Raw genomic sequence first — 25,144 nt, 5'->3', positions numbered from 1 at the left:
CCGACCCTCCCCGGCCCTGGAGACAGCGCATGCACGTCCTCGGAATCAACGCACTCTTCCACGACCCCGCCGCCGCCCTCCTCACCGACGGCCGGATCGTGGCGGCGGCGGAGGAGGAGCGGTTCTCCCGCCGCAAGCACGGCAAGCGGCCCGTTCCCTTCTCCGCCTGGGAGCTGCCCGAGCAGTCGGCCCGCTGGTGCCTGGAGCAGGCCGGCCTGACCCCGTCCGACCTGGACGCCGTCGCCTACTCCTACGACCCCGCACTCGCCCGCCCCGCCGACGAGATGGGCCTGCACGACCCCTGGGACCACCTGCGCCAGCAGTACGCCCGCCAGGCACCCGACTTCCTCGCCGAGGCCCTGCCCGGACTCGATCCGGCGAAAGTGAGGTTCGTCCCGCACCACGTGGCGCACGCGGCCTCCGCGGGTCCCGTGTCGCCGTACCCGGACTGCGCCGTCCTCGTCCTGGACGGCCGCGGCGAGTGCGGCTCGCACCTGGCCGGCCGCTACACCAACCGCGAACTGACCGTCCTCGGCACCCAGCGGCTGCCCGACTCCCTCGGCCTGTTCTACGAGGACCTCACCCAGCACCTCGGATTCCTGCGCAGCAGCGACGAGTTCAAGGTCATGGCGCTCGCCTCCTACGGCACCCCGCGCTTCGCCGGCCGGCTGCGCGAGTACGTCCACGCCGCCGACGACGGCGGTTTCCGGGCCCGCCCGGTGCCCTGGGCCGAACTCGTCCCGCCCCGCCCGGCCGGCGGCGCCTGGAACCAGGACCACGCCGACCTCGCGGCCAGCGCCCAGCTCTGCCTGGAGGAGGCCATGCTCGGCATCGCCCGGTGGCTGCGCGAGCGCACCGGCGAGGAGGCGCTCACCATGGCCGGCGGGGTGGCCCTCAACTGCGTGGCCAACACCCGGCTGTGGCGGGAGAGCGGCTTCCGGCACGTGTGGGTGCAGCCCGCCGCCGGCGACGCCGGTACCGCCCTCGGCGCGGCGGCGCATGTCGCCGGGCAGAAGGACACCCTGGAGCCGATGCCGACGGCCGCCCTGGGCCGCGGCTGGAGCGACGCCGAACTGCGCGCGTGGCTGGAGCGTGCGGCCGTACCGTACGAGGAGCCCTCCGACATCGCCGAGACAGCGGCTCAGACGCTGGCCGCCGACGGGATCGTGGCGTGGTTCCAGGGGCGCAGCGAGTACGGGCCACGCGCGCTCGGGCACCGGTCGCTGCTCGCCCACCCCGGCAGGGCGGAGAACCTGGAGCGGCTCAACGCGGTCAAGGGACGCGAGGAGTTCCGGCCGGTCGCGCCCATGGTGCTCGCCGAACGCGCCGGGGAGATCTTCGACGGGCCGCTGCCCAGCCCGCACATGCTGTTCGTGCACGGGGTGGCCGCCGACTGGAAGGCCCGCATCCCGGCCGTGGTGCACGTCGACGGCACGGCCCGCATCCAGACCGTCGACCGCGCGCAGGAGCCGCTGGTGGCCCGGATGATCGAGGGCTTCGAACGGCGCACCGGGCTGCCGGTGGTGGTCAACACCAGCCTGAACACCGCCGGGCGGCCCATGGTCGACGACCCCCGGGACGCCCTGGAGTGCTTCGGCTCGGCACCCGTGGACCTGCTGGTGCTCGGCCCGTTCGCGATCCGCCGCGGGAAGGCGTTCGCATGACCGGCGCGCCCGCCTACACCGTCGTCGTCCCGACGATCGGCCGGCCCTGCCTCGCGGAGTGCCTGCGCGCGCTCGCCGCGGCCGACGGCCATGCGCCGCACGAGGTGGTCGTCGTGGACGACCGGCCCGAGCCCGACGGCGACCTGCCCCTGGAAACGGCCGGGCAACTGCTCGACCGGGTGCGCACCCTGCGCACCGGCGGCAGGGGGCCGGCCGCCGCCCGCAACGCCGGCTGGCAGACCGTCCGTACGCCCTGGACGGTGTTCCTGGACGACGACGTCCAGGTGCTGCCGGACTGGTCCCGGCGGCTCGCCGACGACCTGCGGGCGGCCGGTCCCGAGGTCGGTGGCGTCCAGGGGCGGTTGCGTGTCCCGCTGCCCCTGGACCGCCGGCCCACCGACTGGGAACGCACCACCAAGGGCCTGGAGAACGCCGCCTGGGCCACCGCCGACATGGCGTACCGCACCGAGGCGCTCAAGCGGACCGGCGGCTTCGACGAACGCTTCCCGCGCGCCTTCCGCGAGGACGCCGACCTGGCCCTGCGGGTGCAGCGGGCGGGCTGGGAGCTGGTGCGGGGCGCCCGCGTCACCCGGCACCCGGTCCGTCCGGCGCACTGGTGGGCCTCGCTGCCGGCGCAGCGCGGCAACGCCGACGACGCCCTGATGAACCGGCTGCACGGGCGTGACTGGTGGGACCGCGCGCAGGCGCCCCGCGGCCGGCTGCCCCGGCATCTGGCGGTCACCGGCGCGGCCCTCGCCGCAGCCGGCTGCGCGCTGGCCGGGCGGCGCCGGGCCGCGAGCGCCTGCGCGGTCCTGTGGACGCTGGGCACGGCCGAGTTCGCGCTCGCCCGGATCCTGCCCGGCCCGCGCACCGCCCGCGAGATCGCCGGGATGCTCGGCACCAGCGTGCTCATCCCGCCGCTCGCCGTCCGGCACTGGCTGCGCGGTGTCGTCCGCCACCGGCACGCCGAGCCGCTGGGAGGTGCCGAGTGAGCAGGCTGTCCGCCGTTCTGTTCGACCGCGACGGCACCCTCGTGGTGGACGTGCCGTACAACGGCGACCCCGACCGGGTCCGGCTGCTGCCGGGCGCCGCCGCGGCCGTCGCGCTGGCCCGCGCCCACGGCCTGGCCACCGGCGTGGTGAGCAACCAGTCCGGCATCGGCCGCGGGCTGCTTACCACCGAGCAGGTGCTCCGCGTCAACGAACGCGCCGACGAGCTGCTGGGCGGCCTGGACACCTGGGTGTTCTGCCCGCACGCCCCGGACGCCGGCTGCGCCTGCCGCAAGCCCCGCCCCGGCCTCGTCCGCATGGCCGCCGAACGGCTGGGCGTGCCGCCCGCCGAATGCCTGGTGATCGGCGACATCGCCGCCGACGTCCTGGCCGCCCGCGCGGCCGGCGCCCGGGGCGTCCTGGTCCCGAACGCGGCCACCGCCCCGGCGGAGGTGGAACGTTTCGCCACGGAGAGTGCCCCCGATCTCCTCACCGCCGTCCGCGCGGCCCTGACCGAGGCGGGCGTCTCCCCGGCGGGCAGGCGCGCCTCCGGTCCGCGCACGGAGTCTCCCGCCCGGCCACGGCAGACCCCGACGCGATCGGCTCCGGCGGACGCCGGGGCTCCGCATCGGGCGCCGTCCGCCACCCCCGGCGCCGTGGCCCACGAGCGGGCGCCGTGCGCCGTGCCGGACGCCGCCGGACCGGTGGGGAGGTGGCCGGCGTGAAATCACTCGTCGTCCGGCTCGACAGTTTCGGTGACGTGCTGCTCGCCGGTCCCGCCGTGCGTGCCGTCGCCGCGCGTTCCTCGCACGTCACCCTGCTCTGCGGTCCCCGGGGCGCGGACGCCGCCCGCCTGCTGCCGGGGGTCGACGAGGTGCTGGTGTGGGAGGCGCCGTGGGAGGGCTTCGACCCGCCTCCGGTCCGTCCGGCGGACATCGACGGGCTGGTGGGGCGGCTGCGCGCCGGGGCCTACGACACCGCGCTCGTCCTGACGTCGTTCCACCAGAGCCCGCTGCCCACGGCCCTGCTGCTCCGGCTCGCCGGGGTCGGCCGGATCGGGGCCGACAGCGTCGACCATCCCGGCCGGCTGCTCGACGTACGCCACCGGCGGCTGGCGGGCCGGCACGAGGCCGAGGCGGCCCTGGACACCGCCGCCGCCCTGGGCTTCCCGGCTCCGCCCGGGGACGACGGCCGGCTGCGCGTGCTGCCGCCCCCGGACACCGGCAGCCTCACCGGCAACGGCCCCTACGTCGTCCTGCACCCCGGCGCCAGCGCCCCCGCCCGCGCCTGGAGCCCGCACCGCTGCGCCGAGGCGGTCGCACTGCTCACCGACGCCGGGCACCGCGTCGTCGTCACCGGCGGCCCTGAGGAGACCGGCCTCACCCGCGAGGTCAGCGGCGGCCTGGCCGTGGACCTCGGCGGCCGGACATCCCCCCGCACCCTCGCCGGAGTACTGCGCATGGCCGACGTCGTGATCAGCGCCAACACCGGCCCCGCCCACCTCGCCGCCGCCGTCGGCACCCCGGTCGTCTCGCTGTTCGCCCCCGTCGTACCGGCCGAGCGCTGGGCCCCGTACGGCGTCCCCGTCATCCTGCTCGGCGACCAGTCGGCGCCGTGCGCGGACACCCGGGCCCTCACCTGCCCGGTGCCCGGCCACCCCTGCCTGGACGAGGTCACCGGACAGGACGTGGTGCGCGCGGTGCACAAGCTCATACAGGAGCGACAGCCATGAACATCCTCGTCTGGCACGTGCACGGATCCTGGCTCACCGCCTTCGTGCAGGGCCCCCACACCTACCTGGTCCCGGTCACCGACGACCGCGGACCCGACGGCCTCGGCCGAGCCGTGACCTGGGACTGGCCCGAGTCCGTGCAGGAACGCACCCCCAAGGAGCTGTGGGACTGCGACATCGACCTGATGGTGCTGCAACGCCCGCACGAACTCGACCTCGCCCTGCGCTGGACCGGCCGCCGGCCCGGCGTGGACGTGCCCGCCGTGTACGTCGAGCACAACAGCCCCGACGAGTCGCCCGAGCGGCAACTCCACCCGCTGGCCCGGCAGTCCGGGATCCCCGTCGTGCACGTCACCCACTTCAACCGGCTGATGTGGGACAACGGCCAGGCCCCGACCGAGGTCGTCGAGCACGGCATCATCGACCCCGGCGCGCTCTACACCGGCACCGAGCGGCGCGCGGCCGTCGTGGTCAACGAGCCCGTGCGCAGGGGCCGTACCACCGGCACCGACCTGCTGCCCCGGTTCGCCCGGTCCGCGCCCCTGGACGTCTTCGGGATGCGCACCGAAGGTCTCGCCGAGCACCTCGGCCTGCCCCCCGAGCGGTGCCGCACCCGGGACCTGCCGCAGCACGAACTGCACCGGGAGATGGCCCGCTGCCGCGTCTACGTGCACCCCGTGCGCTGGACCTCGCTCGGGCTGTCCTTGCTGGAGGCCATGTTCCTGGGCATGCCCGTGGTCGCCCTGGACACCACGGAGGTCCGGGAGGCGATACCCGACGGCGCCGGGGTGGTCTCGAACCGCCTCGACGTCCTGGAGGACGCCGTACGGGCCTTCCTCGCCGAACCCGAGCGGGCCCGCCGCGCCGGCGCGGCGGCCCGGGCCGCGGCCCAGGCCCGCTACGGAGAGCGGCGCTTCCTCGACGACTGGGAGCGCCTGATCAAGGAGGTCACCCGATGAGCCGCATTCCGCACACGGCCGGGCGCGTCGCCATGGTCTCCGAGCACGCCAGCCCGCTGGCCGCGCTCGGCGGACCGGACGCGGGCGGCCAGAACGTGTACGTGGCGCAGGTCGCCCGGCAGCTCGCCAGGAAGGGATACCGGGTCACGGTGTACACCCGGCGGGACTCGGCGGGCCTGCCGGACCGGGTGACCCTCATCGACGGCGTACAGGTGGTGCACGTGCCCGCCGGACCGCCCGCGCCCGTCCCCAAGGACGAACTCCTTCCCCACATGACCGAGTTCGGGCACTTCCTGGCCCGGCAGTGGGCCGAGAGCCCACCCGACGTGGTGCACGCCCACTTCTGGATGTCGGGCCTGGCCGCCCTGGCCGGCGCGCGCGACCTCGGCATCCCCGTCGTGCAGACCTACCACGCGCTGGGCACGGTGAAGAAGCGCTACCAGGGCGACGCCGACACCAGCCCGCCGCAGCGCCTCGCCATCGAGGAGGCCATCGGCCACGAGTGCGCCCGGATCATCGCCACCTGCAGCGACGAGGTCGCCGAACTGAAGGCCATGGGGCTGCCCGAGGACCGGATCAGCGTCGTCCCCTGCGGCGTCGACCCCGACCAGTTCACCCCGGGCGCCCGCACCCGACCGCCCGGCGCCCGCAGGCGGCTGCTGGCCGTCGGCCGGCTCGTGCCCCGCAAGGGCTTCGACCGCGCCATCCGCGCCCTGGCCGGCGTCCCCGACGCCGAACTCCTCGTCGCCGGCGGCCCCGAGGCCGACCTGCTCGGCACCGAGCCCGAGGCCGCACGCCTCTACGGCATCGCCGGCGAGTACGGCGTCTCGGACCGGGTCACCCTGCTCGGCGGGGTCAGCCGGGCCCGGATGCCGCGGCTGATGTCCAGCGCCGACCTGGTGCTGTCGCTGCCCCGGTACGAGCCCTTCGGCATCGTCCCGCTGGAGGCCATGGCCTGCGCCACGCCGGTCGTCGCCACCGCCGTCGGTGGCCAGCTCGACACAGTCGTGGACGGCACCACGGGTGTCCTGGTCCCGGCCGACGACGACCACGACCTCGGCGCGGTCGTCCGCGCCCTCCTCGCCGACCCCGACCGGCTCGCCCGGTACGGAGCCGCCGGCCGCTCCCGGGTGCTCAGCCACTACACCTGGGACCGGGTGGCCGACGGCGTGGCCGGGGTGTACGGCGCCGTGTCCTCGATCCACTCGCTCTCGGGAGTCGTCCGATGAACACCGTCACCGACACCACGCACTGCGACGACCTCGCCAAGGCCCTGGAGGCGTTCCGCGAGCACGGTCCGCTCATCGAGCGCTGGGGCACCGAACTCGCCCGGCGGCTGGGCTCCGGCGCCCGGCTGCTCGTCGCCGGCAACGGCGGCAGCGCCGCCCAGGCGCAGCACCTCACCGCCGAACTCGTCGGCCGCTACCGCGACGACCGACCGCCGTTCTCCGCGGTCGCCCTGCACGCCGACACCTCCTCCACCACCGCGATCGCCAACGACTACGGCGTCCAGGAGGTGTTCGCCCGGCAGACCGCCGCCCACGGCCGCCCCGGAGACGTGCTCCTGCTGCTGTCCACCAGCGGCGCAAGCGCCAACCTGCTGTCCGCCGCCGACCGCGCGCACCGCCTCGGCATGACGGTGTGGGCGCTGACCGGCCGGGCCCCCAACCCGCTGCAGCTCGGCGCGGACGAGGCGCTGTGCGTCGACGCCCCCGTCACCGCCACCGTGCAGGAACTCCACCTGGTCGCCGTGCACATGCTCTGCGAGGCCTTCGACCAGGCGGTCGAGCGCGGCGAGGCCGGCCACCGGGCCGACGAGGGCGGCAAGCCGGGTGCCGACGGCAAGCCGGGCGTCGTCGGGCGGCTCGTCGGCCGGGCCCGCACGGTCGGCCGTACCGCGACCGGCGCGCCCGTGGCCCCGAGGAAGGGACACGCATGACCACCGCACCGACGCCCCTGGTCGTCGTGGGCGACGCCCTGCTCGACCACGACCTGTGCGGCCGGGCCGAGCGGCTCGCCCCGGACGCGCCCGTTCCCGTCGTCCACGGCACCCGGCGCAGCTCCCGCCCCGGCGGTGCCGCCCTCGCCGCCTGCCTCGCGGCCGCCGACGGACGGCCCGTCACCCTGGTCACCGCCCTGGGCTCCGACGCCGCCAGCGACACCCTGCGGGAGCTGCTGGCCGACCGGGTCGGCCTGGTCGAGGTGCCGCTGGAGGGCAGCCTGAGCAGCAAGACCCGGGTGCTGGCCGGGGACCGGCCGCTGCTCCGCCTCGACGACGGCGAGGGCCGCGCCCGCGAGGCGACCCAGGAGGCGGTGTCCACGATCGCGGCGGCCGACGGCATCCTCGTCGCCGACTACGGCCGCGGCACCGCCGACGTCCTGCGGGACGCCCTGACCCACGCGACGGCACCCGTCGTCTGGGACCCGCACGTGCGCGGCCGGCCCCCCGTCCCCGGCGTCCGCCTGGCCACCCCCTCCGCCCAGGAGGCCCGCGCCTTCGCCCGGCAGCTGTCCGACGGCGACTCAGGTGACGCGGCCGGCCTGCGCACCGCCGCCCGGGACGCCCGCGCCCTCGTCGCGGCCTGGCGGGCCCAGGCCGTCGCGGTGACCCTCGGCGAACGCGGCGCCCTGCTCTCGCACGGCGAGACACCGCTGCTCGTGCCCACCCCGGCCGCCGCCACCGGCGACCCCTGCGGCGCGGGCGACCGGTTCGCCGCTGCCGCCGCCGGCCTGATCGCCGACGGGGCCCTCACCGAGGCCGCCGTACAGGCCGCCGTGCACGCCGCCACCCGGTACGTCGCCGAAGGCGGCGCCCGCGCGGTCGCCGTCGCCGACGAGCCGGAGACCGTCGCGCAGCCGCCGGCCGACGGCGACACCACCGCCGACGCCGTGCGCACCGCCGCCCGGGTCCGGGCCGCCGGCGGCACCGTCGTCGCCGCGGGCGGCTGCTTCGACCTGCTGCACGCCGGGCACGTCGCCCTGCTCCAGGCCGCCCGCCGGGCCGGCGACTGCCTCGTCGTGTGCGTCAACTCCGACGACTCGGTACGCCGCCGCAAGGGCGACGGCCGTCCCCTCGTCCCGGCCGCCGACCGGGTACGGGTACTGCGCGCCCTCGAATGCGTCGACGCCGTCGCCGTGTTCGACGAGGACACACCCGAACGCATCCTGGGCGAACTCCGCCCGCACATCTGGGCCAAGGGCGGCGACTACGCCCGGACCGAGCTGCCCGAACAGCCCCTGGTGGAGAGCTGGGGCGGCCAGGTCCTGCTGCTGCCCTACCTGGACGGCCGCTCCACCACCGGCCTCGCCCGGCGAGCGGCCCTGGCCCCCACCCCGACCGGAGGACGCACGAGGTGACCTCCCGCGACGGCGCGACGCAGGAGGTGGTCCCTCGCGACCGCGTGACAGATGAGGTGACCTCCCGCGACGGCACGACAGATGAGCCGACCTCCAGTGACCAAGCGGCGCAGGAGGTGGCCTCTCGCGGCCGCGCGGCGCAGGAGGTGGCCTCTCGTGACGGCGCGGCACATGAGACCACCCCCCGCGGCCGCGCGACGCGCGAGGTGACCACCGCCGACCAGCGGACCGAGCACGCTCCGCGGGTCCTGGTCCTGCGTGCGCTGGGTCTCGGCGATCTGCTGGCCGGCGTGCCCGCGCTGCGCGGTGTCCGCCGGGCCTTCCCCGGTCACCAGGTCGTGCTCGCCCAGCCGCCGGGCCTCGCCGAACTCGCCCTGTCCACCGGGGCCGTCGACACCGTGTTCCCGGCCGAGGCGCCGGACCGCGCGGTGCCCGACCTCGCCCACTGGCCGGGGCCGCCCCCCGACGTGGCGATCGACCTGCACGGCAACGGCCCCGAGAGCCGCGACGCCCTCGCCGCCCTGCACCCGCGCCGGCTGCTCGCCCACGCCTGCCCGGACGGCCCGCCGTGGCGGGGACAGCTCAACGAACGCGACCGCTGGTGCGCCTTCCTGCACGACCACGGCATCCCCGCCGACCCTCTGGACCTGAGGCTTCCCCCGCCCGTCACCCCGTCCCCGGCCCCCGGCGCGGTCGTGGTGCACCCCGGCGCGGCCTCGGGCTCCCGCCGCTGGCCGACGGAGCGGTTCGCCGCCGTCGTACGGTGTCTGCGCGCCGCCGGGCACCGGGTGGTCCTCACCGGTGGCCCCGGCGAGGACGCCCTGGTCCGCTTGGTCGCCGAACGCAGCGGCCGGCGCGGCGGTGACGTGCTGACCGGCGGGCTGCCGTTCGGGCAGCTGTCCGCGCTGGTCGCCGAGGCGTCCCTGGTGCTGAGCGGCGACACCGGCCTCGCCCATCTCGCGGTGGCCCACGGCACCCGCTCCGTCACCCTGTTCGGACCGGTCTCCCCGCGCCTGTGGGGCCCGCCGCCGAGCCCCGACCACCTCGCCCTGTGGAAACCCGGCCCGCCCGGCGACCCGCACGGCCGCACCCCCGACGCCCGGCTGCTGCGCATCCGCACCGGCGAGGTCGCCGCGGCCTGCCTGATGCTCCTGCGGGACGACCGCGACCGGCCGCGGCCGAGCGGACCGGAGGTGGCGCATGTCCACTGAGCACGCCCCCGGCCGCGTCCGCCGGCCCTCCGCCCCGGGCGATCCCCGCGTCACCGTCGCCGTCATCACCCGCGACCGCAGCGAAAGCCTGCTGCGCACCCTGGACGCGCTGGCCGCGCTGCCCGAGCGGCCGCCGGTCATCGTGGTCGACAACTCCCGCGACGACACCACCTGCCGGGCCGTCGCCGGCCACCCGGCGATCACCCGGCTGCTGCGGGCCGCCGCCAACACCGGCGCCCTCGGCCGCAACCTGGCCGTCCAGCACGCCCGCACCCCCTACGTCGCCTTCAGCGACGACGACTCCTGGTGGGAACCCGGCAGCCTCGCCCGGGCCGCCGACCTCCTCGACCGGCACCCCCGGCTGGGCCTGCTCGCCGCCCGCACCCTGGTCGGCGAGGAAGCCGCCGAGGACCCCCTCAACGCCGTACTCGCCGCCTCCCCGCTGCGGCCCGAGCCGGACCTGCCCGGCCGCCCGGTGCTCGGCTTCCTCGGCTGCGCCTGCGTGGTCCGCCGGGAGGCCTTCCTGAGCGCCGGCGGCTACCACCCGCTGCTCTTCTTCGGCGGCGAGGAGACCCTGCTCGCCTACGACCTCGCCGCCGCCGGCTGGGGCGTCGCCTACGAGCCCGCCCTGCGCGCCCGCCACCACCCCGAGGACCACGGCCGCACCGGCCGCTCCTTCCTCGTCCGGCGCAACCACGTGCTCACCACCTGCCTGCGCCGCCCCTGGCCGGTCGTCCTGCGCGCCTTCGCCGACCTCGCGCTGGCCGCCGCGGCCGGCCGGCCCGGCGCGCGCCGCGCCCTCAAGGAGAGCCTCGCCCGGTTCCCGGCCGCCCTCGCCCGCCGCCGGACCCTGCCCCCGCACGTCGAGGACGCCGCCCGGCTGCTCGACCGGGAGGCGTCCGGACGCCCGGAGGGGGGCGCCGCCCGATGACCAGGCCCGCCCCCGGGATCCGTACCCGGACCGGCTCCGACGACCGGACGACCGTCGTCCTGATCACCCACAACCGCCGCGCCGAACTGCTGCGCACCCTCGCCCTGCTGCGCCGGCTGCCCGAACACCCGCCCGTGATCGTCACCGACAACGCCTCCACCGACGGCACCGCCGAGGCCGTCGCCCGGCACTTCCCCGAAATGACCCTGCTGCGCCCCGGCCGCAACCTCGGCGCGATCGGCCGCAACCTGGCCGTCCAGCGGGTGCGCACGCCCTACGTCGCCTTCTGCGACGACGACACCTGGTGGGAGCCCGGCAGCCTGCGCCGGGCCGCCGACCTGCTGGACGCCCGGCCCCGGCTCGCGGCCGTCACCGCGCGGATCCTCGTGGAACCGGAGGGCACCGAGGACCCGGTCGTGCGTGAGCTGCGCGAGTCCCCGCTGTCCGGCCCCGACTGGCTCCCCGGACCCGCTCTCGGGTCCTTCCTCGCCGCCGCCACCGTGCTGCGTACCGAGGCCTTCCGCGCGGGCGGCGGCTTCCACCCCGGTCTGTGGCTCGGGGGCGAGGAGGAACTGCTCGCCTGCGACCTGCTGCGCCAGGGCTGGTGGCTCGCCTACGCCGAGGAACTCACCGTCCACCACCACGCGTCCCGGCTGCGCGACAGCACGGCCCGCCGGATCCTCGGGCTGCGCAACACCCTGTGGTTCACCTGGCTGCGCCGCCCGCTGCTGCCGGCGCTGCGCCGCACCGGGCACCTCATCCGTACCGTGCCCCGGGACGCGGCCTCCGCCCGCGCGTTCGCCCACGCCACCGCCGGCCTGCCGTGGGTGCTGCGCCAGCGCGACCCCGTACCGCCGGAGCTGGAACGCCGGCTCGCCACGCTGGAGCGGGCCCGCAGGGACTCACCCGCGCGGCGGTACATCGGCTGACCGGGAGGGCGCCACGCTCACCCGCCCGGCGGTACGTCCGCTGACCGGGAGGGCGCCACGGCTCACCCGCCCGGCGGAACGCCGGCCGACCGCGAGGACGCCACGACACGCCCAGGAGACGTCGTTGCATCCGGGATCCGGGCGGGGGCACAGTGAGGTCCCGGTCAAGAAGCGGCCGGCCGAGCTCCTTCCTCCCCGCCCAGGAAGCGCGTGCCCCCATGGAATCCGGTCCGCCGTCCCCTGCCCGTGTCCGCCCCGGCGGCCCGGCCCCACTGCTCCTGCAGACCGTCCACGAGCACCGCACCGGGCTCGGCGGCATCAGCGTCCTGAAGGCCCGGGGCACGGTCGACGCCGCCAACGCCCGGCGGTTCTGCGAGGCCCTCGCCGAGCACATCGCCCTCGCCGACCAGGCCGCGGAGCACCCCCTGCTGGACCTGAGCGAGGTGTACCTCGCCTGCGCCGACGCGGTGCGCTCCCTGGACCGGGCGACCGGGCCCCTCGCCCGCTCCGGCCGCGCCCTGTCCGTCGTACAGCCCCGGCCGCACGTGCGGGAGGCGCTGGCCTCGGCCGGTCTGCCGGGGATCCGGGTGCACGCGTCCCTGGCCTGCGCGCTGGACGCCCTGACGGCCGGCGAACCGGCCGGCGGTCCGGGACAGCGGCCGTGGCGGCCCGCCGCCCCCGTCCGGCGCGGTGCACGGCGCGGTTGAGGGCCGGGAACCTGCCGTGCAAGGTGGTGCCACGGTCGGGAAGAGGCCGATCGGCAACTGTGGCACGTCCAGTCTGGGTGATGCGATGAAACCTTCTTCCGGCCGCCCGGCCGCCCCGGCTCCCCTCGTCATCGAGTCCTCCGTCGTCGAGGGACTGCCCGCCGAAGGCGCCCTGCTGCTGCGCATGTCGGGAACCCTCGACGCCCAGGGCGCCGAGGCCTGGTCGGAGGAACTGCGCGGCCACCTGGAACAGGCGGACAGCGCCGGACTGCGCCCCGTGCTCGACATGGCGCACGTCCAGCTCGGCGGCGCCGCCGTGCTCCGCACGCTCAGCGAGACCACCCGGGCCCGCACCGGACGCCCGGACCTGATCATCGTCCGCGCCCGGCCCGGCGTCCGCGAGGCCGTGCACCTGGCCCGCCTCGACGGCGTCCGGCTCTACGCCACCCTCGACGAGGCGGTGCGCGAGCTGGCCCGCGCCGCCTCCCGGGTGGAGGAGCTGCCCGCCTGGCACTCCCAGATGGCGGACCCGCTGCGGCCCTCGTACGAGGACCTGTACAAGGAGGTCCGCGCCCTGCGGGCCCGGGTGCGTACGGCGCCGGTGATCGGCATGGCGCAGGGCACGCTCATGGTCCGCTACGGCCTGCCGGACTCCGGCAGTGCCTTCCGGGCGCTGCGCGAAGCCTCGCAGCGGTTCAACGTGCCGCTGCGCGTCCTGGTCTCGGCCGTGGTGGCGGCCCGGCCCCCGGACGGCGAGGTGTGGTTCCCGGGCCGCCGCTCGCTGCCGGTGCCGCAGCTGCGGATCCTGGGCCGGAACGGCCGGGACCCCCGCAACCGGCGGCAGATGATCGACGCCGTGCTGCACGAGGCACTGGCCGTCGGCCGGGCACCCGCCGGATACGTGCAGTTCGTGGACCCGGCCGTGCACACCCTGATGCTGGAGACCCACCACGGCTGTGCGGAAACGTTCCTCGACCACCTCGTGCGCGGCCGGGGCGACGGCACGGCCGACGCGGCGGCCCGCGCCCGGGGCCGTCAGGTGAGCGTGCCCGACGTCGCCGCCGACCCGCAGCTCTCCGACGACTGCCGGCACGCCCTGCTGGCCACCGGCACCCACGCCGTGCAGAGCGTCCCGGTGCTCTCCTCCGCCGGCTCGTGCACCGGCGTGATCACCCTGCACTGGCCAGCCGCCGGCCACCGGCCGACCGCGGCGCAGGCCGAGGCGTTCGCCCTGCTGGCCGCGGACACCTCGGCCTGGCTGAGCTGGTACCACCGCTCGGTGCTCCTCGACGCCCTGGAACACCTCCACCGGGCGCTGACCCGCCCCGTGTCCTGAGCCGTCCGCGGACGGCGTGCGTCACCCGCGCGGCCCTGGGAACCCGGACCCCGCACGGAACACGCACCACCGGAGGGAGTCCGGCGCATGAGCAATCCGCAGCAGCCCGAACAGCGGCGCAGTGACAAGGGCGGCGCCACCCCGCAGGACAGCGGCGAGCTGAAGGCCCGCCAGCAGGGCGGCCGTGACGCGGGCGCGCGCCCGCACGGCACGGACAAGGGCGCCAAGGGCGGGGGAGAGGGCGGCGGGGTGCCGCCGGCGCAGCAGCCCGACCACCCCTGACCCCGTACGGTCCGCACGGTTGAACGGCCCCCAGCGGGCCGTTCGGCACGTCCGGGCACGGGCAGGCGTTACGCTCCGGGGTATGCGGATCTCCGTCTCCTCCGACATGGACGAGCCCGTGGCCCGGCTCCTGGTCGCGGAGCTGCGCCGGCGGGGCCACGACGTCCGGGAGCACGGCGCGCTGCGGCCCGGCGCCGACGCGCAGTGGGCGGCCTGTTCCGAGGCCGCCGCGCGGGAGGTGGCCGACGGCACGGCCGACCAGGCGGTGGTGTGCTGCTGGACCGGCACCGGCGCGTCCATCGCGGCCAACAAGGTGCCGGGCGTGCGCGCCGCCCTGTGCACGGACGCCGCCACGGCCGACGGCGCGCGCCGCTGGAACGACGCCAACGTCCTCGCGCTCAGCCTCCGGCTGACCTCCGAGCCCGTGCTCAGGGAGATCCTCGACGCCTGGTTCCGGGCCGAGCCCAGCCAGGATCCGGAGGACCGGCAGAACGTGGCCCGCGTCGGCCGCCTGGACGCCGCCCGGACGACTGCCTGAGTCCGGGGCGTCCGGCGGGCCGGCGCGGGCCGGGTGCCGGAGGCGGTGGGGCCGGGGCCTTCAGTGGGCGCCGAGTCCGCCGCCGCCGAAGGAACCGCTGGAGCCCTTGCTCCAGCGCGGACGCTCCTGCGACTCGCTCGGCTTGCTGTCCATGTTGCTCAGCTCGTACGGGGTGAGCGGGCGGTCGCCCTTGGCGATCCGGGGAATCTCCGCGGACTCCCTGTTCTGCCGGATCTCGCGCACCGGGCCGTCCGGTGGCAGCTTGGGCTGTTCCTCGGGGCGCGGGCGCGGGGACTCGTTGGACCTGACGCGGGAGGTCATCCAGAAGCCGCCGGCGAGCAGCGCGAGCACGCCTACGGCCACGATGAACAGGAAGAGGCTCATCAGGCCGCTCGCGGCGGCCAGCTGCATCGATGCGGTGTCCATAGAACATGGATACCCCTCCCAGAACGGGACCAACCAGGACACTGTGGGTCATGGTGGGGGCAGGGGTGGCCGCGTCACCGTGTTTGCCGCCGCCCGCCACGGCTACCCGCAGGGTGTGACATCGCGGACTTCGCAGCAGCAGCTCTACCGGTTCCTGGAGGACCGTTTCACCTGTGCCCAGGCGTGCACCGAGTGCGCCCGGGCCTGCGCCGTGCGTGCGAGCCTCGTCGACCCGGACGGCACCGAGCACCAGGAGCGGGTGCGCCGGCTGGGCATCATGTGTGCCGAGGTGTGCGACGCGACCTGCCGGGTGCTGTGCGAGGAGGGCCGGCAGGACGAGGAGGCGATCCGGGTCAGGGTCGACTGGTGCCGCTCGGTGTGCCTGGAGTGCGCCCGCGCCTTCGACGAGCATCCCGGCGCCGAATCGGCCGCGGACTCCTGCCGGGCCTGCGCCGCCGCCTGCGCCGACTTCCTGGAGACGCTCGGCTGAGGACCCGTACCCGAATTGACCCGGGCCCCGGCATTCCCAATTTCTGAAACACGTTCTACGGTGTGCGCCGTCAGGACCGCCCTTGGGGAGCCTGGAGGCGCCGTGCACCTCGACCACACGCCCGAGCAGCAGCGGCTGCGCACCGAGCTGCGCGCCTACTTCGCCGAGCTGGTTCCGGACAACGCCTACGCCCGGTACGCCGACCCGGCCGCGCAGAAGCGGTTCTACCGCGAGACCATCCGCCGCCTCGGCACGGACGGCTGGCTCGGCGTCGGCTGGCCCGAGGAGTACGGCGGGCGCGGGATGACGGCGATGGAGCAGTTCATCTTCTTCGACGAGGCCGCGCAGGCCGGCGTACCCCTGCCGCTGATGGCGCTGAACACGGTCGGGCCGACGATCATGCGGTACGGCACCGACGAGCAGAAGGCGTACTTCCTGCCCCGCATCCTCTCCGGCGAGATCGACTTGGCGATCGGCTACAGCGAGCCCGGCGCCGGCACCGACCTCGCCGCGCTCAGGACCCGCGCCGTACGCGACGGCGACACGTACGTCGTCGACGGGCAGAAGATCTGGACCACCAACGGCGACACCGCGGACTGGGTGTGGCTGGCCGTGCGGACCGACCCCGCGGCCCCGCCGCACAAGGGCATCACCATGCTGCTGGTGCCGACCTCCGACCCCGGCTACTCCTGCACCCTGATCCGCACCCTCGCCTCCCACGACACCACCGCGAGCTACTACGAGAACGTCCGCGTCCCCGTGTCCCGGCGCGTCGGCGCGGAGAACGAGGGCTGGCGGCTGATCACCAACCAGCTCAACCACGAGCGCGTCACCCTCGCCGCCCACGGCACCATGGCGATCCGTGCCCTGCACGACGTGCAGCGCTGGGCGATGGAGACCAAGCTGGCCGACGGCCGGCGGGTCGCCGACCTGCCCTGGGTACGGCGGCTGCTGGCCCGCACGCACACCCGGCTCGACGCGCTCAAGCTCCTCAACTGGCAGATGGTCTCGGCCGTGCAGGACGGCACGCTCACCCCGCAGGACGCCTCCGCGGTCAAGGTCTACGGCTCCGAGGCCCGCCGGGACGCCTACGCCTGGCTCATGGAGATCGTCGCCGCGGCCGGCCCACTGAAGGAGGGCTCGGCGAGCGCCGTCCTGCACGGCGAACTCGAGCGCGGCTACCGCTCGGCGGTCATCTTCACCTTCGGCGGCGGCAACAACGAGATCCAGCGCGAGATCATCTCCTGGATCGGCCTGGGGATGCCCCGGGTACGGCGCTAGGGTCGCGCGCCCACCGTGCCGTCCGAGTCCGGCATCGCGAGCGAACGCGTCGGCCCCGGCGCGATGACCACCGCTCGGTCGGCGAGCACGACGCGGAGCGGTGACTCGCCGGAGTCCGGGACGGACCTTTACTCGGAGATCGCGGGAAGAGGCTGGCGGGAGGACCGGATGAGTGTGCCGCGGCGCAGACGGTTCCTCGGCGCGCCGCAGACGGAACCGGACGAGCAGCCAGTCGGGCAGTTTGACCATGTCCTCGTGAGCGCGTCGCGCGTTGCGAAGTAGCCGTTGCCCAGGGTGCACTGGGTTTCACGCAGCCGCTCGGCGGCGGGATCGCAGCCCGTCCACTCCCGGATCCACTCCGACATCCGCCCCCCTGCCTCTCCTGCGGACCCTCCGACGGCCCGGGGGCCCTCAGAGCCGCTGCGGGACGACCGCAACCGGGCATGCCGCATGGTGCAGCAGGGTGTGGGCGACCCTGCCGAGCTGCAGACCGAAGTGGCCGTGGCGCCGGGCGCCCACCACGATCAGGTCGGCTCCCGCCGCGGCGTCGAGGAGGACACGGTGGGCGGGGCCTTCGGCCGCCCGACGGTCGACGTCGACCCGGGGATGCTCCCGTACGGCCTCCCGCAGCGCGTCGTCGAGGTCGGTGGCGGCCCGCTGCTCCCGTGACCGAGCGGCGTCGCCGCCGGCCCTTGGGTGGTCCACGGGTTCCCGGGCCCGGGTGCGCCAGGCACGTACGGCCGTCAGGGCGCAGCCACGGACCCCGGCCTCCCGGACGGCGAACCGTACGGCCCCCGCACCGCCGGTCACGCCCCCGACCCCCACCACGACCCTGCCCAACTCCCCCCGACGGTTGGGTTCCGCGCCCCTGACCACGAAGACCGGGCAGACGGCGCGAGCGGCGACCGCGAGGCTGACGGACCCCAGCAGCATCCCGGCGACCTGGCCCCGCCCGCGCGAGCCCGTGACCAGAGCGAACGCCTCGGGCCCCGTGCGCAGCAACGCCGACACGGCGTCCTCGGCCAGGACCCTGCCCGACACGTCGACCTCGGGGTCGAGACGCCGGGCCCGATCCACGCAGGAAGCCACGATGTGCTCGGCCACGAGTTCCTCGGCGGGCCGGTCGGTGCCGAAGGACGGCTGAGTCCCCTCGTAGATCTCCCACAGGGAGGCATGGACCAGACGCAGGGGCACCCCGTGCCGGGCGGCCTCGTCCACCGCCCAGTCGACCGCCGTCAGACTGGGGTCCGATCCGTCGACGCCCACGACCAGCGGGTGGGTCATCGCGGTCACCGCCTTCGTCGTCCGGCCGGCGCGAACCCCTGCGACCACCGTCGCACCGCCTGTCCGGGACCGCGACACGCGACCGGCCCGGACCGGGAGCCGGGCAGCCGGTTCGCGGTGCCCCTGCACCCGGTGAGCGAGGTGATGACCGCGCCCGCGGTCGCCGTCGGGCGGGACGCGAGGTCCCCGGGCACCCCGCGGTCGGGCGAGGACATCGGCCGTCCGGAGGACATCGGCCGTCTACCGGTCGGCCGGAGTGATCCGGCGGCCCGTGAGACTCGTGGGCCGGATCGACACCCACATGTCGCGCTGCCCGCCGGCCCAGGGCGTCGTGTGCGCGTGCCGACTGAGGCTGCGCACGGCCTCCGGCTCCGTGACCACGCTCGCCGGTCCGACGGCCAGCACGCTCCAGCCCTGGCTCATGGCCTCGTCCAGGTGGTCCACCTCGAAGGCGACCTCCGTCTCCGCGGCTGTGGCGGTCACGGAGTCGGGCGCGGTCCGGAAGACGATGGTGTCCTCGACCACCTCGTAGTTGACCGGGACGACCAGCGGGCGGCCGTCGGGCGTCGACACCGCCAGGCGGCCCACGCCGTGTGTGGAGAGCAGGGTGCGGCACTCGTCCGGGCTCAGGTCCCGCAGTCGAGGGTGGAGCAGCGCGTGGCCCTGGCCGGGTGGAAGATCCATGCCGCCGCCCCGCAGCGCGGCGACCGTGGTGCCGAGTGCGTCGGCCAGCCTGAGGAGAGTCGCCGGAGTCGGCTCGGCAGGGCTTTCCTCGAGATACGCGAGATAGTCCGGTGACATCCGGGCGCGGCTCGCTGCTTCCACTCGGCTGAGCCCACGCCTGCGGCGCTCGACCGCCACGCGCCGGCCGATGTCGCCGGGGTTGCCCACCTCGGCCGGAGGCGCCGCGGTGATGCCCGCTCCCAGCCGCCTTTCGTCCACCGGCGCCGGTTGCTCGTGTTCCGGATGGCGGATGTGGGCATCGGGCCCGGGAAACACGAGCGTCACTTCGTCCGTGTCCGACCAGCGCACGTCGTAGGGGGGTGTGCCGTCTTCGTGGCGGAGTCCGATGATCTCGCCGTCGCGCCTGGCGGCGCCGGTCGTCGGGCTCTCGATGACGAGTTGGTCGCCGAGGTGAGCTCGCATGATCGCCGCCCTCTCCGCGGAGTGGTGCTGTATCCAACCTGCCACGCGGGCCACACGGCCGCACGGGCGTCAGCGCTGCCACCGGGGGTTCCGCGGTCGGACGGCAGAGGGCCGGGCACGGAGCCCGGGGATGCGGCGGCCGTGAGATGCGGACTGCCGGTCCTCTCGCTTCGTGACGGCGGGCTGACCGAGCCCGGCGGCATGCCGGCGAGGTCTCCCGGACTCCACGTGCCCGCCGCGTACCGCGGCCCGTCCGCATGCGTCGCGGCGAGGACCGGAGGATCCTCGAAGAGAGCAACCCGTCGCGACCGCCTGCAGGCGACGTCCGGACCATCCCCTTGGCCGGACTCGTTCACCGCCCCTCCAGGTTCTTTCGAGAGGGAGGCCGCCGCCATGCCACCCGTCGCCCCCGGCGGCAAGCCGTCGTACGCGTGGCCGAACGCACCAGCGCCGACCCGGTGGCCCCGCACCGCCGGGTGCCCGACACCGTTTCCGCGGCCCAGGGAGTGAGTTCGGTGCGAGCGCTCGTCTACCACGGCCCGGCGCACACCTCCTGGGACACCGTCCCCGACCCCGTGATCGAGGAGGCGACCGACGCGGTCGTGCGGGTCGACGCGACCACGGTCTGCGGCACCGACCTGCACATCCGCCGCGGAGACTTCCCCGAGGTGAACCCGGGGAGGGTGCTCGGCCACGAGGCGGCCGGAGAGGTGGTGGAGACCGGGGCGCAGGTGCACCGCCTGCGCCCCGGCGACCAGGTGATCGTGTCGTCCGTCTCGGCCTGCGGCGAGTGCAGGGAGTGCCACGACGCCAGGTACGGGCAGTGCCGGGGCGGCGGCGGATGGCTCCTGGGCAATCTGATCGACGGCACCCAGGCCGAGCTGGTGCGCGTGCCGTTCGCCGACCACTCCACCACCCGGCGGCCCGCCGACCTCCCTCTCGACGAAGCCGTGCTGCTCGCCGAAGTCCTCCCCACCGCCTACGAGGTCGGGGTCCGCAACGGACACGTCGGCCCCGGAGACACCGTCGTCGTGGTCGGCGCCGGTCCCGTCGGCCTCGCCTCGGTCGTCGTGGCCCGGCTGTACTCGCCCCGCCGGATCATGGTCGTGGACCTGGCCGGTGCCCGGCTGGAGACCGCCGCCCGGCTGGGGGCGGATGCCGCCGAATCGCCGGGGGAGATGATCGCCGACCTGTCCGAGGGGCCGGGCGCGGACGTGGTCATCGAGGCGTCCGGGGACCCGGACGGCTTCGTGCTGTGCACGCGCGCCGTCCGCACGGGAGGGCACATCGCCAACATCGGGACCCACGGCAGGCCGGTGACCCTGCATCTGGAGTCCCTCTGGTGCAAGAACCTCACCATCAGCACGGGCCAGGTCGACACGTCCTCCACCCCCTGGCTGCTCGAACTGATGCAGTTCGGCCGGCTGCCGGTCTCCCCGTTGGTCACCCACACCCTCGCTCTCGACCGGATGGAGGACGCCTACGAGGTGTTCGAGCAGGGCACCAGCACGGGCGCCCTCAAAGTCGTGCTGCACCGTGAATGACCGCAGAACCCAGGGGACCGAAGACCCCCGCGACCGCAGCCGAAACACCCTCGCCACCACGGCCACGGGGTGACGCGGGACGGCACACGGCGCCGACGGTCCGGAGCACCGGACGCCGACGGCACGATCGACGTCATGCCGCCGGATGCGTATCTCTGGCGGTGCGGCGACGGGTCCCGCAGCGTGGACAGCAGTGGCGGACCGGCCCGCCGGGCACGGACACCGAAGGACAGAGGTGGGACGCATGGACAAGGATGCCTCCGAGCGCCGCGTGGTGATCGGCGTCGACGGGTCGCAGTCCTCCTACGAGGCCCTGCGCTGGGGCGTGCGCTATGCCGGCCTGGTCGGCGGCACCGTGGAGGCCGTCGCGGTGTGGGAGCTGCCGGGCCTGTACGGCTGGTCGGCGCCCGCCGTCGACATGGACGTCGACGAGGACGAGACCCGGCAGAAAATGGACCAGGAGCTGGTCGACGTGCTCGGCACGGACGCGGCCGGCTCGGTCCGGACCCGTGTGGTGCACGGCAATCCCGCGGACGTTCTGCTGCGGGCCGCCGAGGGAGCCGAGGTGCTGGTCGTCGGCAGCCGGGGCAGGGGCGGGTTCGCGCGTGCCCTGCTCGGCTCCGTGAGCCAGCACGTGTCGCAGCACGCGCGCTGTCCGGTCGTCATCGTTCGTTGCGAGAAGGAGTGACACGCGGCCGCCCGGACCCGCCGCCACACGGGAGGCCGTCCAAGGCCGATCATCGACTGCCCGTGCCGGTCGCGCCGGGGCCGGCCGGCCCCGGCGGCCGGCGCGATCAGCCCTCCCGCCCCTGCGGACCGCCCTCGTGAGCCAGGTCGAACTCCACGTCCACGACCCCTTCGACGGACCTGACCAGGCGCGCGGTGGTGGGAACGAGGGCCGTGTCGTGGATCCGGCCGGTGAGCGTCACCACGCCGTCCTCCACCTTCACCTGCACGGCCGACGACGACGGAGGGAAGAGGTGCGAGGCGATCTCGCGCCGGACCTCCTCGGCGATCTCCGCGTCCCCGCGCAGGAAGATCTTGAGCAGGTCGGTACGGCTGACGATGCCCGCCAGCAGGCCGGCGTCGTCCACGACCGGCAGCCTCTTGATTCCCTGGCGCGCCATGATGCGCGCGGCTTCGGCGAGCGTGGCGCTCGCCCGGACCGTGACGGCGGGGGACGTCATCAGCTCTCCGGCGGTGAGGGCACCGGCCTTCGCCACGTCGACCGGCCGACGGACCTGCAGGCAGCTCACGTCGGGGTCGTCCCGGAGTTCCTCCTTGGGCAGCAGGTCGGCCTCCGAGACGACGCCGACCACCCTGCCCTCGCCCTCGATGACGGGCAGGGCGCTGATCTGCCAGTCCTGCATCAGCTGCACGATCTCTTTGAAGGGAGCCCGTGGGCCGACGGCGGCGACCGTCTGGGTCATGACATCGCTGACCGTGCGCGGGGTGCCGTACATGGTGACTCCGTAGGGCCTTGCCGGGACATCGGGCTCCTCCCAGCGTGTGTCGTCCGGGCGGTGGCGGGCCAGGGCCGTCCGGCCCCGGGCACGGGCCCTCCGGCAACGCCTCGCGGAGGGTCGGTCGGTCCGCGACCGGGCCGTATGGCCCCTGCTCCCCAAGGCGCCGGGCGGCCACCCTGATACCAGGAACTACGCACCGGGGAGGTGCAGAGCATGTCCCGGACCGTCACCGTGGGCCTCGACGACTCACCCGAGAGCCGGGCCGCAGCCGAGTGGGCGGCGCGCGAAGCGCTGCTCCGCGGTCTGCCCCTGAAGATCGTGCACGTGCAGGAGCCGATGCCCCGCTACGTGGCCCGGACCCCGCTGCTGGACCTCGACGACTACCGGCTGTGGGCCGAGCGGTCGGCGCGCGAGGCCGCGGACGGCATCCGGCTTCGCCACCCGGGCATCGAGGTGACGACAGAGCAGCTCACCGGGACCGCGGCCGACGTCCTGTGCGAGGCGGCGGGCCTCGCCGAGCTGCTCGTACTGGGTTCGCGGGGCCTCGGCGGGCTCAGCGGCTTCATGGTGGGCTCGGTCAGCCTGGGCGTCGTGGCCCGCGCCGAGCGCCCGGTGGTGCTGGTGCGTGCGGGCGAGCAGGCTGCTGACGAGCACCGGATGGACCCGGCGGGGGTGCCCTCCGCTGCGGCGCCCTTCCGTCCCGTCGTGCTCGGCCTCGACATCGATCAACCGGACGACACACTGCTGGAGTTCGCCTTCGACGCCGCCGCTCGCCGTAGCGCCGCCCTGCGGGCCGTTCACGCCTGGCCGGCGCCACCGGCCTCCTTCCACGGCTTCACAGCGGACCCGGCACTTCACGATGTGCTCGCCCGAGGGCAGGCCTCGCTCCTCGGCAAGGTGCTGCGACCCTGGCGGGAGAAGTTCCCGGACGTCGAGGTGATCGAGGCCGTCCGATGCGGCGGCGCCGCGCAGGTCCTCGTCGACGGTTCCCGCGACGCCTCCCTCGTGGTCGTCGGCCGTCGCATCCGCACCGGCCCGTTCGGGGCCCGCATCGGCCACGTCACCCACTCGGCGCTTCACCACATCGCCGCGCCCGTCGCGGTGGTCGCGCACAGCTGAGCAGTCACCCCCGAGGAGACAACCCATGAACGCATCACCCCCACGGGCCTTCGGCGCGCTCGTGGACCTCCCGATCGTCGTGGGCGTCGACGGCTCGGAGCCGAGCCTGAGAGCCGTGGAGTGGGCCGCCGACGAGGCAGCACTGCGCGGGGCATCGCTCCGGCTGGTCTACGCCTCGCTCTGGGAGCGCTACGAAGGCACGTCCATCGCCCAGGACCTCGGCATGCCCTCGGAGGAAGTGATGGCCGAGGACGTCGTCGAGACCGCGGAGCGGCGCGCCCGGCTCCGGCAGCCAGGCGTGAAGGTCACCACCGACGTCCTCCCCGAGGAAGCCGAGTACGGCCTGATCCGGGAGAGCCGCAGTGCTCTCGCCCTGGTCCTCGGCTGCCGTGGCCGCAGCGGTGTGACCGAGGCACTGCTCGGCTCCGTGAGCCGCACGGTGGCCGGGCACGCGCACTGCCCGGTGATCGTGCTGCGCGGAAGCCACGACCACCGGGTCTCGCAGGCGCACGGTCGCATCGTCCTGGGCGTGGCCGGGAAGCCGGCCGGCTCGGCCGCCGTACGCTTCGCGGTCGAGGAGGCCCTGCTGCGCCGAGCGACGCTGGAGGCCGTACGGGCCTGGCGCCGCCCGGTGCACGAACCCCGGGCACACCCGCTGATCACCGGCGAACCGGCCCACATCCAGGAGGCGCAGGCCGCGGAACTGGTCGAGGAGGCGCTGGCGACCGCTCCGGCCGGCCTGCACGTGGAGCGCCGTACGATCGAGGGTTTCGCCCGGGACGCCCTGCTGGCCGTCTCCCGTGAGGCCGACCTGCTCGTCGTCGGCGCCCGGCGCCGCGACGGCCACTTCGGGCTCCAACTCGGCCGCGTCGCCCACGGGGTGCTCCACCACGCGGCCTGCCCGGTGGCCGTCGTACCGGAACCCGCGTGAGGCCGCACGGCGACTCGTTCAGTGACTCGTCCCTGAACGTCGCCCGGTTTCGGCCGGGACCTGCTCAGCCCCTCCTCGGAACCCGCTCAGCCGGTCCTCGGGCCCCACTGCGGTCCCACGAGGTCCCACTCCTGATCCCAGTGGGCCAGGCGGCGCCGGTCGAGCCACGCCCGGGTGGCGGCGCCCGCCCCGAAGACCGGAACGGCGACGGCGAGGGCCGCTGCCGCACCGAAGAGAGCGGCTTCGACGTGCCCTTCGGCCCGGCCGGTCGGCGGTGACAGCACGAGACGGCCCCGGTCGTCCTGCCAGACGGTCACCCGGGCTCCGGCCCGCAGACCACCGGCGACCAGCGTGTGCCCGGTACGGGAGGCGCCGTCGGGAGCCGTCCAGCGCACCGGCCCCTGGACGCGGCCGTCCGGCGACCAGTCCGCCGTGACGCCGTGCGGCGCGTCGGCGAGGAGGACCGCTCGGACGGCGTGCCGGTGGGTGCGCTGCTCCGTGTACTGGTCCTCGGCCGCGCCGGCCGTCACCAGTCCGGCGAGGGCCCCGCCGACGAGGGCGAGTGTCCAGACGACCAGGACCATCCAGGCCTCGACGACGTCCTCGCGCCGCCGCAGCGGATTGCTCCGCCACCGCCACAGCCGCTGTGTGGTGCCCATAGCGGAACACCTCCTCGTCGTGGTGACTACTACGACGGTGGACCCCGGCCGGCCCGCGACCACAGGGGCCGACAGACCCCTCCGGTGGCCGTCCCGGGCCCGGTTTCCCGGCCGGAGGGGGGCCATAGGTCCCGGCAGAGCCCCGTCGGGAGCCGACCGGGGA

At 75.4% G+C, this 25,144-nt stretch carries 27 protein-coding genes; 21 read left to right on the top strand and 6 right to left on the bottom strand.

Annotation, left to right across the window (positions count from 1 at the left end):
- Positions 1 to 29: 29 nt before the first annotated feature.
- The 15 genes from S1361_RS03775 to S1361_RS03705 all read left to right on the top strand — a co-directional run bounded on the left by S1361_RS03775 (position 30) and on the right by S1361_RS03705 (position 14,635).
- Positions 30 to 1,664 (top strand): carbamoyltransferase family protein, encoded by a 1,635-nt coding sequence (locus tag S1361_RS03775; protein ID WP_208030423.1) that lies wholly within the window; start codon positions 30 to 32, stop codon positions 1,662 to 1,664.
- Complete coding sequence (locus tag S1361_RS03770) at positions 1,661 to 2,656, top strand: glycosyltransferase family 2 protein (protein ID WP_208030422.1); 996 nt, start codon at positions 1,661 to 1,663, stop codon at positions 2,654 to 2,656. The genes S1361_RS03775 and S1361_RS03770 overlap by 4 nt, the downstream gene beginning before the upstream one ends.
- On the top strand, positions 2,653 to 3,378 hold the full coding sequence (locus S1361_RS03765) for a D-glycero-alpha-D-manno-heptose-1,7-bisphosphate 7-phosphatase (protein WP_208030421.1): 726 nt from the start codon (positions 2,653 to 2,655) through the stop codon (positions 3,376 to 3,378). The genes S1361_RS03770 and S1361_RS03765 overlap by 4 nt, the downstream gene beginning before the upstream one ends.
- Complete coding sequence (locus tag S1361_RS03760; protein ID WP_208030420.1) at positions 3,375 to 4,385, top strand: glycosyltransferase family 9 protein; 1,011 nt, start codon at positions 3,375 to 3,377, stop codon at positions 4,383 to 4,385. The genes S1361_RS03765 and S1361_RS03760 overlap by 4 nt, the downstream gene beginning before the upstream one ends.
- The gene (locus S1361_RS03755; RefSeq protein ID WP_208030419.1) at positions 4,382 to 5,344 is read left to right on the top strand and encodes a glycosyltransferase; all 963 of its coding nucleotides are present in this window, start codon (positions 4,382 to 4,384) and stop codon (positions 5,342 to 5,344) included. Before S1361_RS03760 ends, S1361_RS03755 begins: the two co-directional genes overlap by 4 nt.
- Positions 5,341 to 6,573, top strand: a complete 1,233-nt coding sequence (locus tag S1361_RS03750) for a glycosyltransferase (RefSeq protein ID WP_208030418.1) — start codon at positions 5,341 to 5,343, stop codon at positions 6,571 to 6,573. Before S1361_RS03755 ends, S1361_RS03750 begins: the two co-directional genes overlap by 4 nt.
- The gene (locus S1361_RS03745) at positions 6,570 to 7,283 is read left to right on the top strand and encodes a D-sedoheptulose-7-phosphate isomerase (RefSeq protein WP_208030417.1); all 714 of its coding nucleotides are present in this window, start codon (positions 6,570 to 6,572) and stop codon (positions 7,281 to 7,283) included. The genes S1361_RS03750 and S1361_RS03745 overlap by 4 nt, the downstream gene beginning before the upstream one ends.
- Positions 7,280 to 8,701, top strand: coding sequence for a PfkB family carbohydrate kinase (locus S1361_RS03740; RefSeq protein WP_208030416.1), 1,422 nt, complete (start codon positions 7,280 to 7,282; stop codon positions 8,699 to 8,701). The genes S1361_RS03745 and S1361_RS03740 overlap by 4 nt, the downstream gene beginning before the upstream one ends.
- A gap of 206 nt (positions 8,702 to 8,907) precedes the next feature.
- Entirely contained in the window at positions 8,908 to 9,912 is a 1,005-nt protein-coding gene (locus tag S1361_RS03735; RefSeq protein ID WP_208036430.1) for a glycosyltransferase family 9 protein, read from the top strand.
- On the top strand, positions 9,902 to 10,843 hold the full coding sequence (locus S1361_RS03730) for a glycosyltransferase family 2 protein (RefSeq protein WP_208030415.1): 942 nt from the start codon (positions 9,902 to 9,904) through the stop codon (positions 10,841 to 10,843). Before S1361_RS03735 ends, S1361_RS03730 begins: the two co-directional genes overlap by 11 nt.
- Positions 10,840 to 11,772 carry a glycosyltransferase family 2 protein gene (locus S1361_RS03725; protein WP_208030414.1) on the top strand — a complete coding sequence of 311 codons (933 nt, stop codon included), beginning with the start codon at positions 10,840 to 10,842 and terminating at the stop codon, positions 11,770 to 11,772. The genes S1361_RS03730 and S1361_RS03725 overlap by 4 nt, the downstream gene beginning before the upstream one ends.
- Positions 11,773 to 11,990: 218 nt before the next feature.
- Positions 11,991 to 12,479, top strand: a complete 489-nt coding sequence (locus S1361_RS03720; RefSeq protein WP_243769060.1) for an STAS domain-containing protein — start codon at positions 11,991 to 11,993, stop codon at positions 12,477 to 12,479.
- 85 nt (positions 12,480 to 12,564) lie between these two features.
- Positions 12,565 to 13,815 carry an ANTAR domain-containing protein gene (locus S1361_RS39825; protein WP_208030413.1) on the top strand — a complete coding sequence of 417 codons (1,251 nt, stop codon included), beginning with the start codon at positions 12,565 to 12,567 and terminating at the stop codon, positions 13,813 to 13,815.
- Positions 13,816 to 13,902: 87 nt separating this feature from the next.
- Positions 13,903 to 14,097: a hypothetical protein gene (locus tag S1361_RS03710; RefSeq protein ID WP_208030412.1), complete on the top strand. Its 195-nt coding sequence runs from the start codon at positions 13,903 to 13,905 to the stop codon at positions 14,095 to 14,097.
- 82 nt (positions 14,098 to 14,179) lie between these two features.
- Positions 14,180 to 14,635 carry an RpiB/LacA/LacB family sugar-phosphate isomerase gene (locus tag S1361_RS03705; RefSeq protein WP_208030411.1) on the top strand — a complete coding sequence of 152 codons (456 nt, stop codon included), beginning with the start codon at positions 14,180 to 14,182 and terminating at the stop codon, positions 14,633 to 14,635.
- A 60-nt stretch (positions 14,636 to 14,695) separates the two neighbouring features.
- Here S1361_RS03705 and S1361_RS03700 read toward each other — a convergent pair whose 3' ends face one another.
- Positions 14,696 to 15,061 (bottom strand): DUF6479 family protein, encoded by a 366-nt coding sequence (locus S1361_RS03700; protein WP_243769059.1) that lies wholly within the window; start codon positions 15,059 to 15,061, stop codon positions 14,696 to 14,698.
- 115 nt (positions 15,062 to 15,176) lie between these two features.
- Here S1361_RS03700 and S1361_RS03695 point away from each other — a divergent pair, with 115 nt between their 5' ends.
- Together S1361_RS03695 and S1361_RS03690 are read left to right on the top strand one after the other, a co-directional pair.
- Positions 15,177 to 15,551 carry a four-helix bundle copper-binding protein gene (locus S1361_RS03695; RefSeq protein ID WP_208030410.1) on the top strand — a complete coding sequence of 125 codons (375 nt, stop codon included), beginning with the start codon at positions 15,177 to 15,179 and terminating at the stop codon, positions 15,549 to 15,551.
- Positions 15,552 to 15,653: 102 nt separating this feature from the next.
- On the top strand, positions 15,654 to 16,832 hold the full coding sequence (locus S1361_RS03690) for an acyl-CoA dehydrogenase family protein (protein ID WP_208030409.1): 1,179 nt from the start codon (positions 15,654 to 15,656) through the stop codon (positions 16,830 to 16,832).
- 128 nt (positions 16,833 to 16,960) lie between these two features.
- Here the strand turns inward: S1361_RS03690 and S1361_RS03685 are convergent, their stop codons facing one another.
- The 3 genes from S1361_RS03685 to S1361_RS03675 all read right to left on the bottom strand — a co-directional run bounded on the left by S1361_RS03685 (position 16,961) and on the right by S1361_RS03675 (position 19,262).
- On the bottom strand, positions 16,961 to 17,197 hold the full coding sequence (locus S1361_RS03685; protein WP_425086583.1) for a hypothetical protein: 237 nt from the start codon (positions 17,195 to 17,197) through the stop codon (positions 16,961 to 16,963).
- A gap of 46 nt (positions 17,198 to 17,243) precedes the next feature.
- Positions 17,244 to 18,116, bottom strand: a complete 873-nt coding sequence (locus S1361_RS03680; RefSeq protein WP_208036427.1) for a universal stress protein — start codon at positions 18,114 to 18,116, stop codon at positions 17,244 to 17,246.
- A gap of 240 nt (positions 18,117 to 18,356) precedes the next feature.
- Positions 18,357 to 19,262, bottom strand: a complete 906-nt coding sequence (locus S1361_RS03675; RefSeq protein WP_208030408.1) for a pyridoxamine 5'-phosphate oxidase family protein — start codon at positions 19,260 to 19,262, stop codon at positions 18,357 to 18,359.
- Positions 19,263 to 19,777: 515 nt separating this feature from the next.
- On the opposite strand from S1361_RS03675, the gene S1361_RS03670 reads away from it, so the two are divergent.
- Both S1361_RS03670 and S1361_RS03665 read left to right on the top strand, forming a co-directional pair.
- On the top strand, positions 19,778 to 20,806 hold the full coding sequence (locus tag S1361_RS03670) for an alcohol dehydrogenase catalytic domain-containing protein (protein WP_208036426.1): 1,029 nt from the start codon (positions 19,778 to 19,780) through the stop codon (positions 20,804 to 20,806).
- A 244-nt stretch (positions 20,807 to 21,050) separates the two neighbouring features.
- On the top strand, positions 21,051 to 21,494 hold the full coding sequence (locus S1361_RS03665) for a universal stress protein (RefSeq protein WP_208030407.1): 444 nt from the start codon (positions 21,051 to 21,053) through the stop codon (positions 21,492 to 21,494).
- Between the two features lie 106 nt (positions 21,495 to 21,600).
- Here the strand turns inward: S1361_RS03665 and S1361_RS03660 are convergent, their stop codons facing one another.
- On the bottom strand, positions 21,601 to 22,269 hold the full coding sequence (locus S1361_RS03660) for a CBS domain-containing protein (RefSeq protein WP_208030406.1): 669 nt from the start codon (positions 22,267 to 22,269) through the stop codon (positions 21,601 to 21,603).
- A 216-nt stretch (positions 22,270 to 22,485) separates the two neighbouring features.
- Here S1361_RS03660 and S1361_RS03655 point away from each other — a divergent pair, with 216 nt between their 5' ends.
- Both S1361_RS03655 and S1361_RS03650 read left to right on the top strand, forming a co-directional pair.
- On the top strand, positions 22,486 to 23,391 hold the full coding sequence (locus tag S1361_RS03655; protein WP_208030405.1) for a universal stress protein: 906 nt from the start codon (positions 22,486 to 22,488) through the stop codon (positions 23,389 to 23,391).
- A 25-nt stretch (positions 23,392 to 23,416) separates the two neighbouring features.
- Entirely contained in the window at positions 23,417 to 24,322 is a 906-nt protein-coding gene (locus S1361_RS03650; RefSeq protein WP_208030404.1) for a universal stress protein, read from the top strand.
- 86 nt (positions 24,323 to 24,408) lie between these two features.
- Here the strand turns inward: S1361_RS03650 and S1361_RS03645 are convergent, their stop codons facing one another.
- Positions 24,409 to 24,981, bottom strand: coding sequence for an Rv1733c family protein (locus tag S1361_RS03645; protein ID WP_208030403.1), 573 nt, complete (start codon positions 24,979 to 24,981; stop codon positions 24,409 to 24,411).
- Positions 24,982 to 25,144 lie beyond the last annotated feature (163 nt).

Source organism: Streptomyces cyanogenus, assembly GCF_017526105.1.
GTDB classification, from domain to species: domain Bacteria; phylum Actinomycetota; class Actinomycetes; order Streptomycetales; family Streptomycetaceae; genus Streptomyces; species Streptomyces cyanogenus.
The sequence above is the reverse complement of the archived record's forward strand: the minus strand, read 5'-3'. Positions and strand labels throughout refer to the sequence as shown.

Coding starts and splice junctions, on each gene's coding strand:
- S1361_RS03775 (WP_208030423.1), top strand. CDS start 30: ATGCACGTCCTCGGAATCAACGCACTCTTCCACGACCCCGCCGCCGCC.
- S1361_RS03770 (WP_208030422.1), top strand. CDS start 1,661: ATGACCGGCGCGCCCGCCTACACCGTCGTCGTCCCGACGATCGGCCGG.
- S1361_RS03755 (WP_208030419.1), top strand. CDS start 4,382: ATGAACATCCTCGTCTGGCACGTGCACGGATCCTGGCTCACCGCCTTC.
- S1361_RS03750 (WP_208030418.1), top strand. CDS start 5,341: ATGAGCCGCATTCCGCACACGGCCGGGCGCGTCGCCATGGTCTCCGAG.
- S1361_RS03745 (WP_208030417.1), top strand. CDS start 6,570: ATGAACACCGTCACCGACACCACGCACTGCGACGACCTCGCCAAGGCC.
- S1361_RS03740 (WP_208030416.1), top strand. CDS start 7,280: ATGACCACCGCACCGACGCCCCTGGTCGTCGTGGGCGACGCCCTGCTC.
- S1361_RS03730 (WP_208030415.1), top strand. CDS start 9,902: ATGTCCACTGAGCACGCCCCCGGCCGCGTCCGCCGGCCCTCCGCCCCG.
- S1361_RS03725 (WP_208030414.1), top strand. CDS start 10,840: ATGACCAGGCCCGCCCCCGGGATCCGTACCCGGACCGGCTCCGACGAC.
- S1361_RS03720 (WP_243769060.1), top strand. CDS start 11,991: ATGGAATCCGGTCCGCCGTCCCCTGCCCGTGTCCGCCCCGGCGGCCCG.
- S1361_RS39825 (WP_208030413.1), top strand. CDS start 12,565: ATGAAACCTTCTTCCGGCCGCCCGGCCGCCCCGGCTCCCCTCGTCATC.
- S1361_RS03710 (WP_208030412.1), top strand. CDS start 13,903: ATGAGCAATCCGCAGCAGCCCGAACAGCGGCGCAGTGACAAGGGCGGC.
- S1361_RS03705 (WP_208030411.1), top strand. CDS start 14,180: ATGCGGATCTCCGTCTCCTCCGACATGGACGAGCCCGTGGCCCGGCTC.
- S1361_RS03700 (WP_243769059.1), bottom strand. CDS start 15,061: ATGGACACCGCATCGATGCAGCTGGCCGCCGCGAGCGGCCTGATGAGC.
- S1361_RS03685 (WP_425086583.1), bottom strand. CDS start 17,197: ATGTCGGAGTGGATCCGGGAGTGGACGGGCTGCGATCCCGCCGCCGAG.
- S1361_RS03680 (WP_208036427.1), bottom strand. CDS start 18,116: ATGACCCACCCGCTGGTCGTGGGCGTCGACGGATCGGACCCCAGTCTG.
- S1361_RS03675 (WP_208030408.1), bottom strand. CDS start 19,262: ATGCGAGCTCACCTCGGCGACCAACTCGTCATCGAGAGCCCGACGACC.
- S1361_RS03665 (WP_208030407.1), top strand. CDS start 21,051: ATGGACAAGGATGCCTCCGAGCGCCGCGTGGTGATCGGCGTCGACGGG.
- S1361_RS03660 (WP_208030406.1), bottom strand. CDS start 22,269: ATGTACGGCACCCCGCGCACGGTCAGCGATGTCATGACCCAGACGGTC.
- S1361_RS03655 (WP_208030405.1), top strand. CDS start 22,486: ATGTCCCGGACCGTCACCGTGGGCCTCGACGACTCACCCGAGAGCCGG.
- S1361_RS03650 (WP_208030404.1), top strand. CDS start 23,417: ATGAACGCATCACCCCCACGGGCCTTCGGCGCGCTCGTGGACCTCCCG.
- S1361_RS03645 (WP_208030403.1), bottom strand. CDS start 24,981: ATGGGCACCACACAGCGGCTGTGGCGGTGGCGGAGCAATCCGCTGCGG.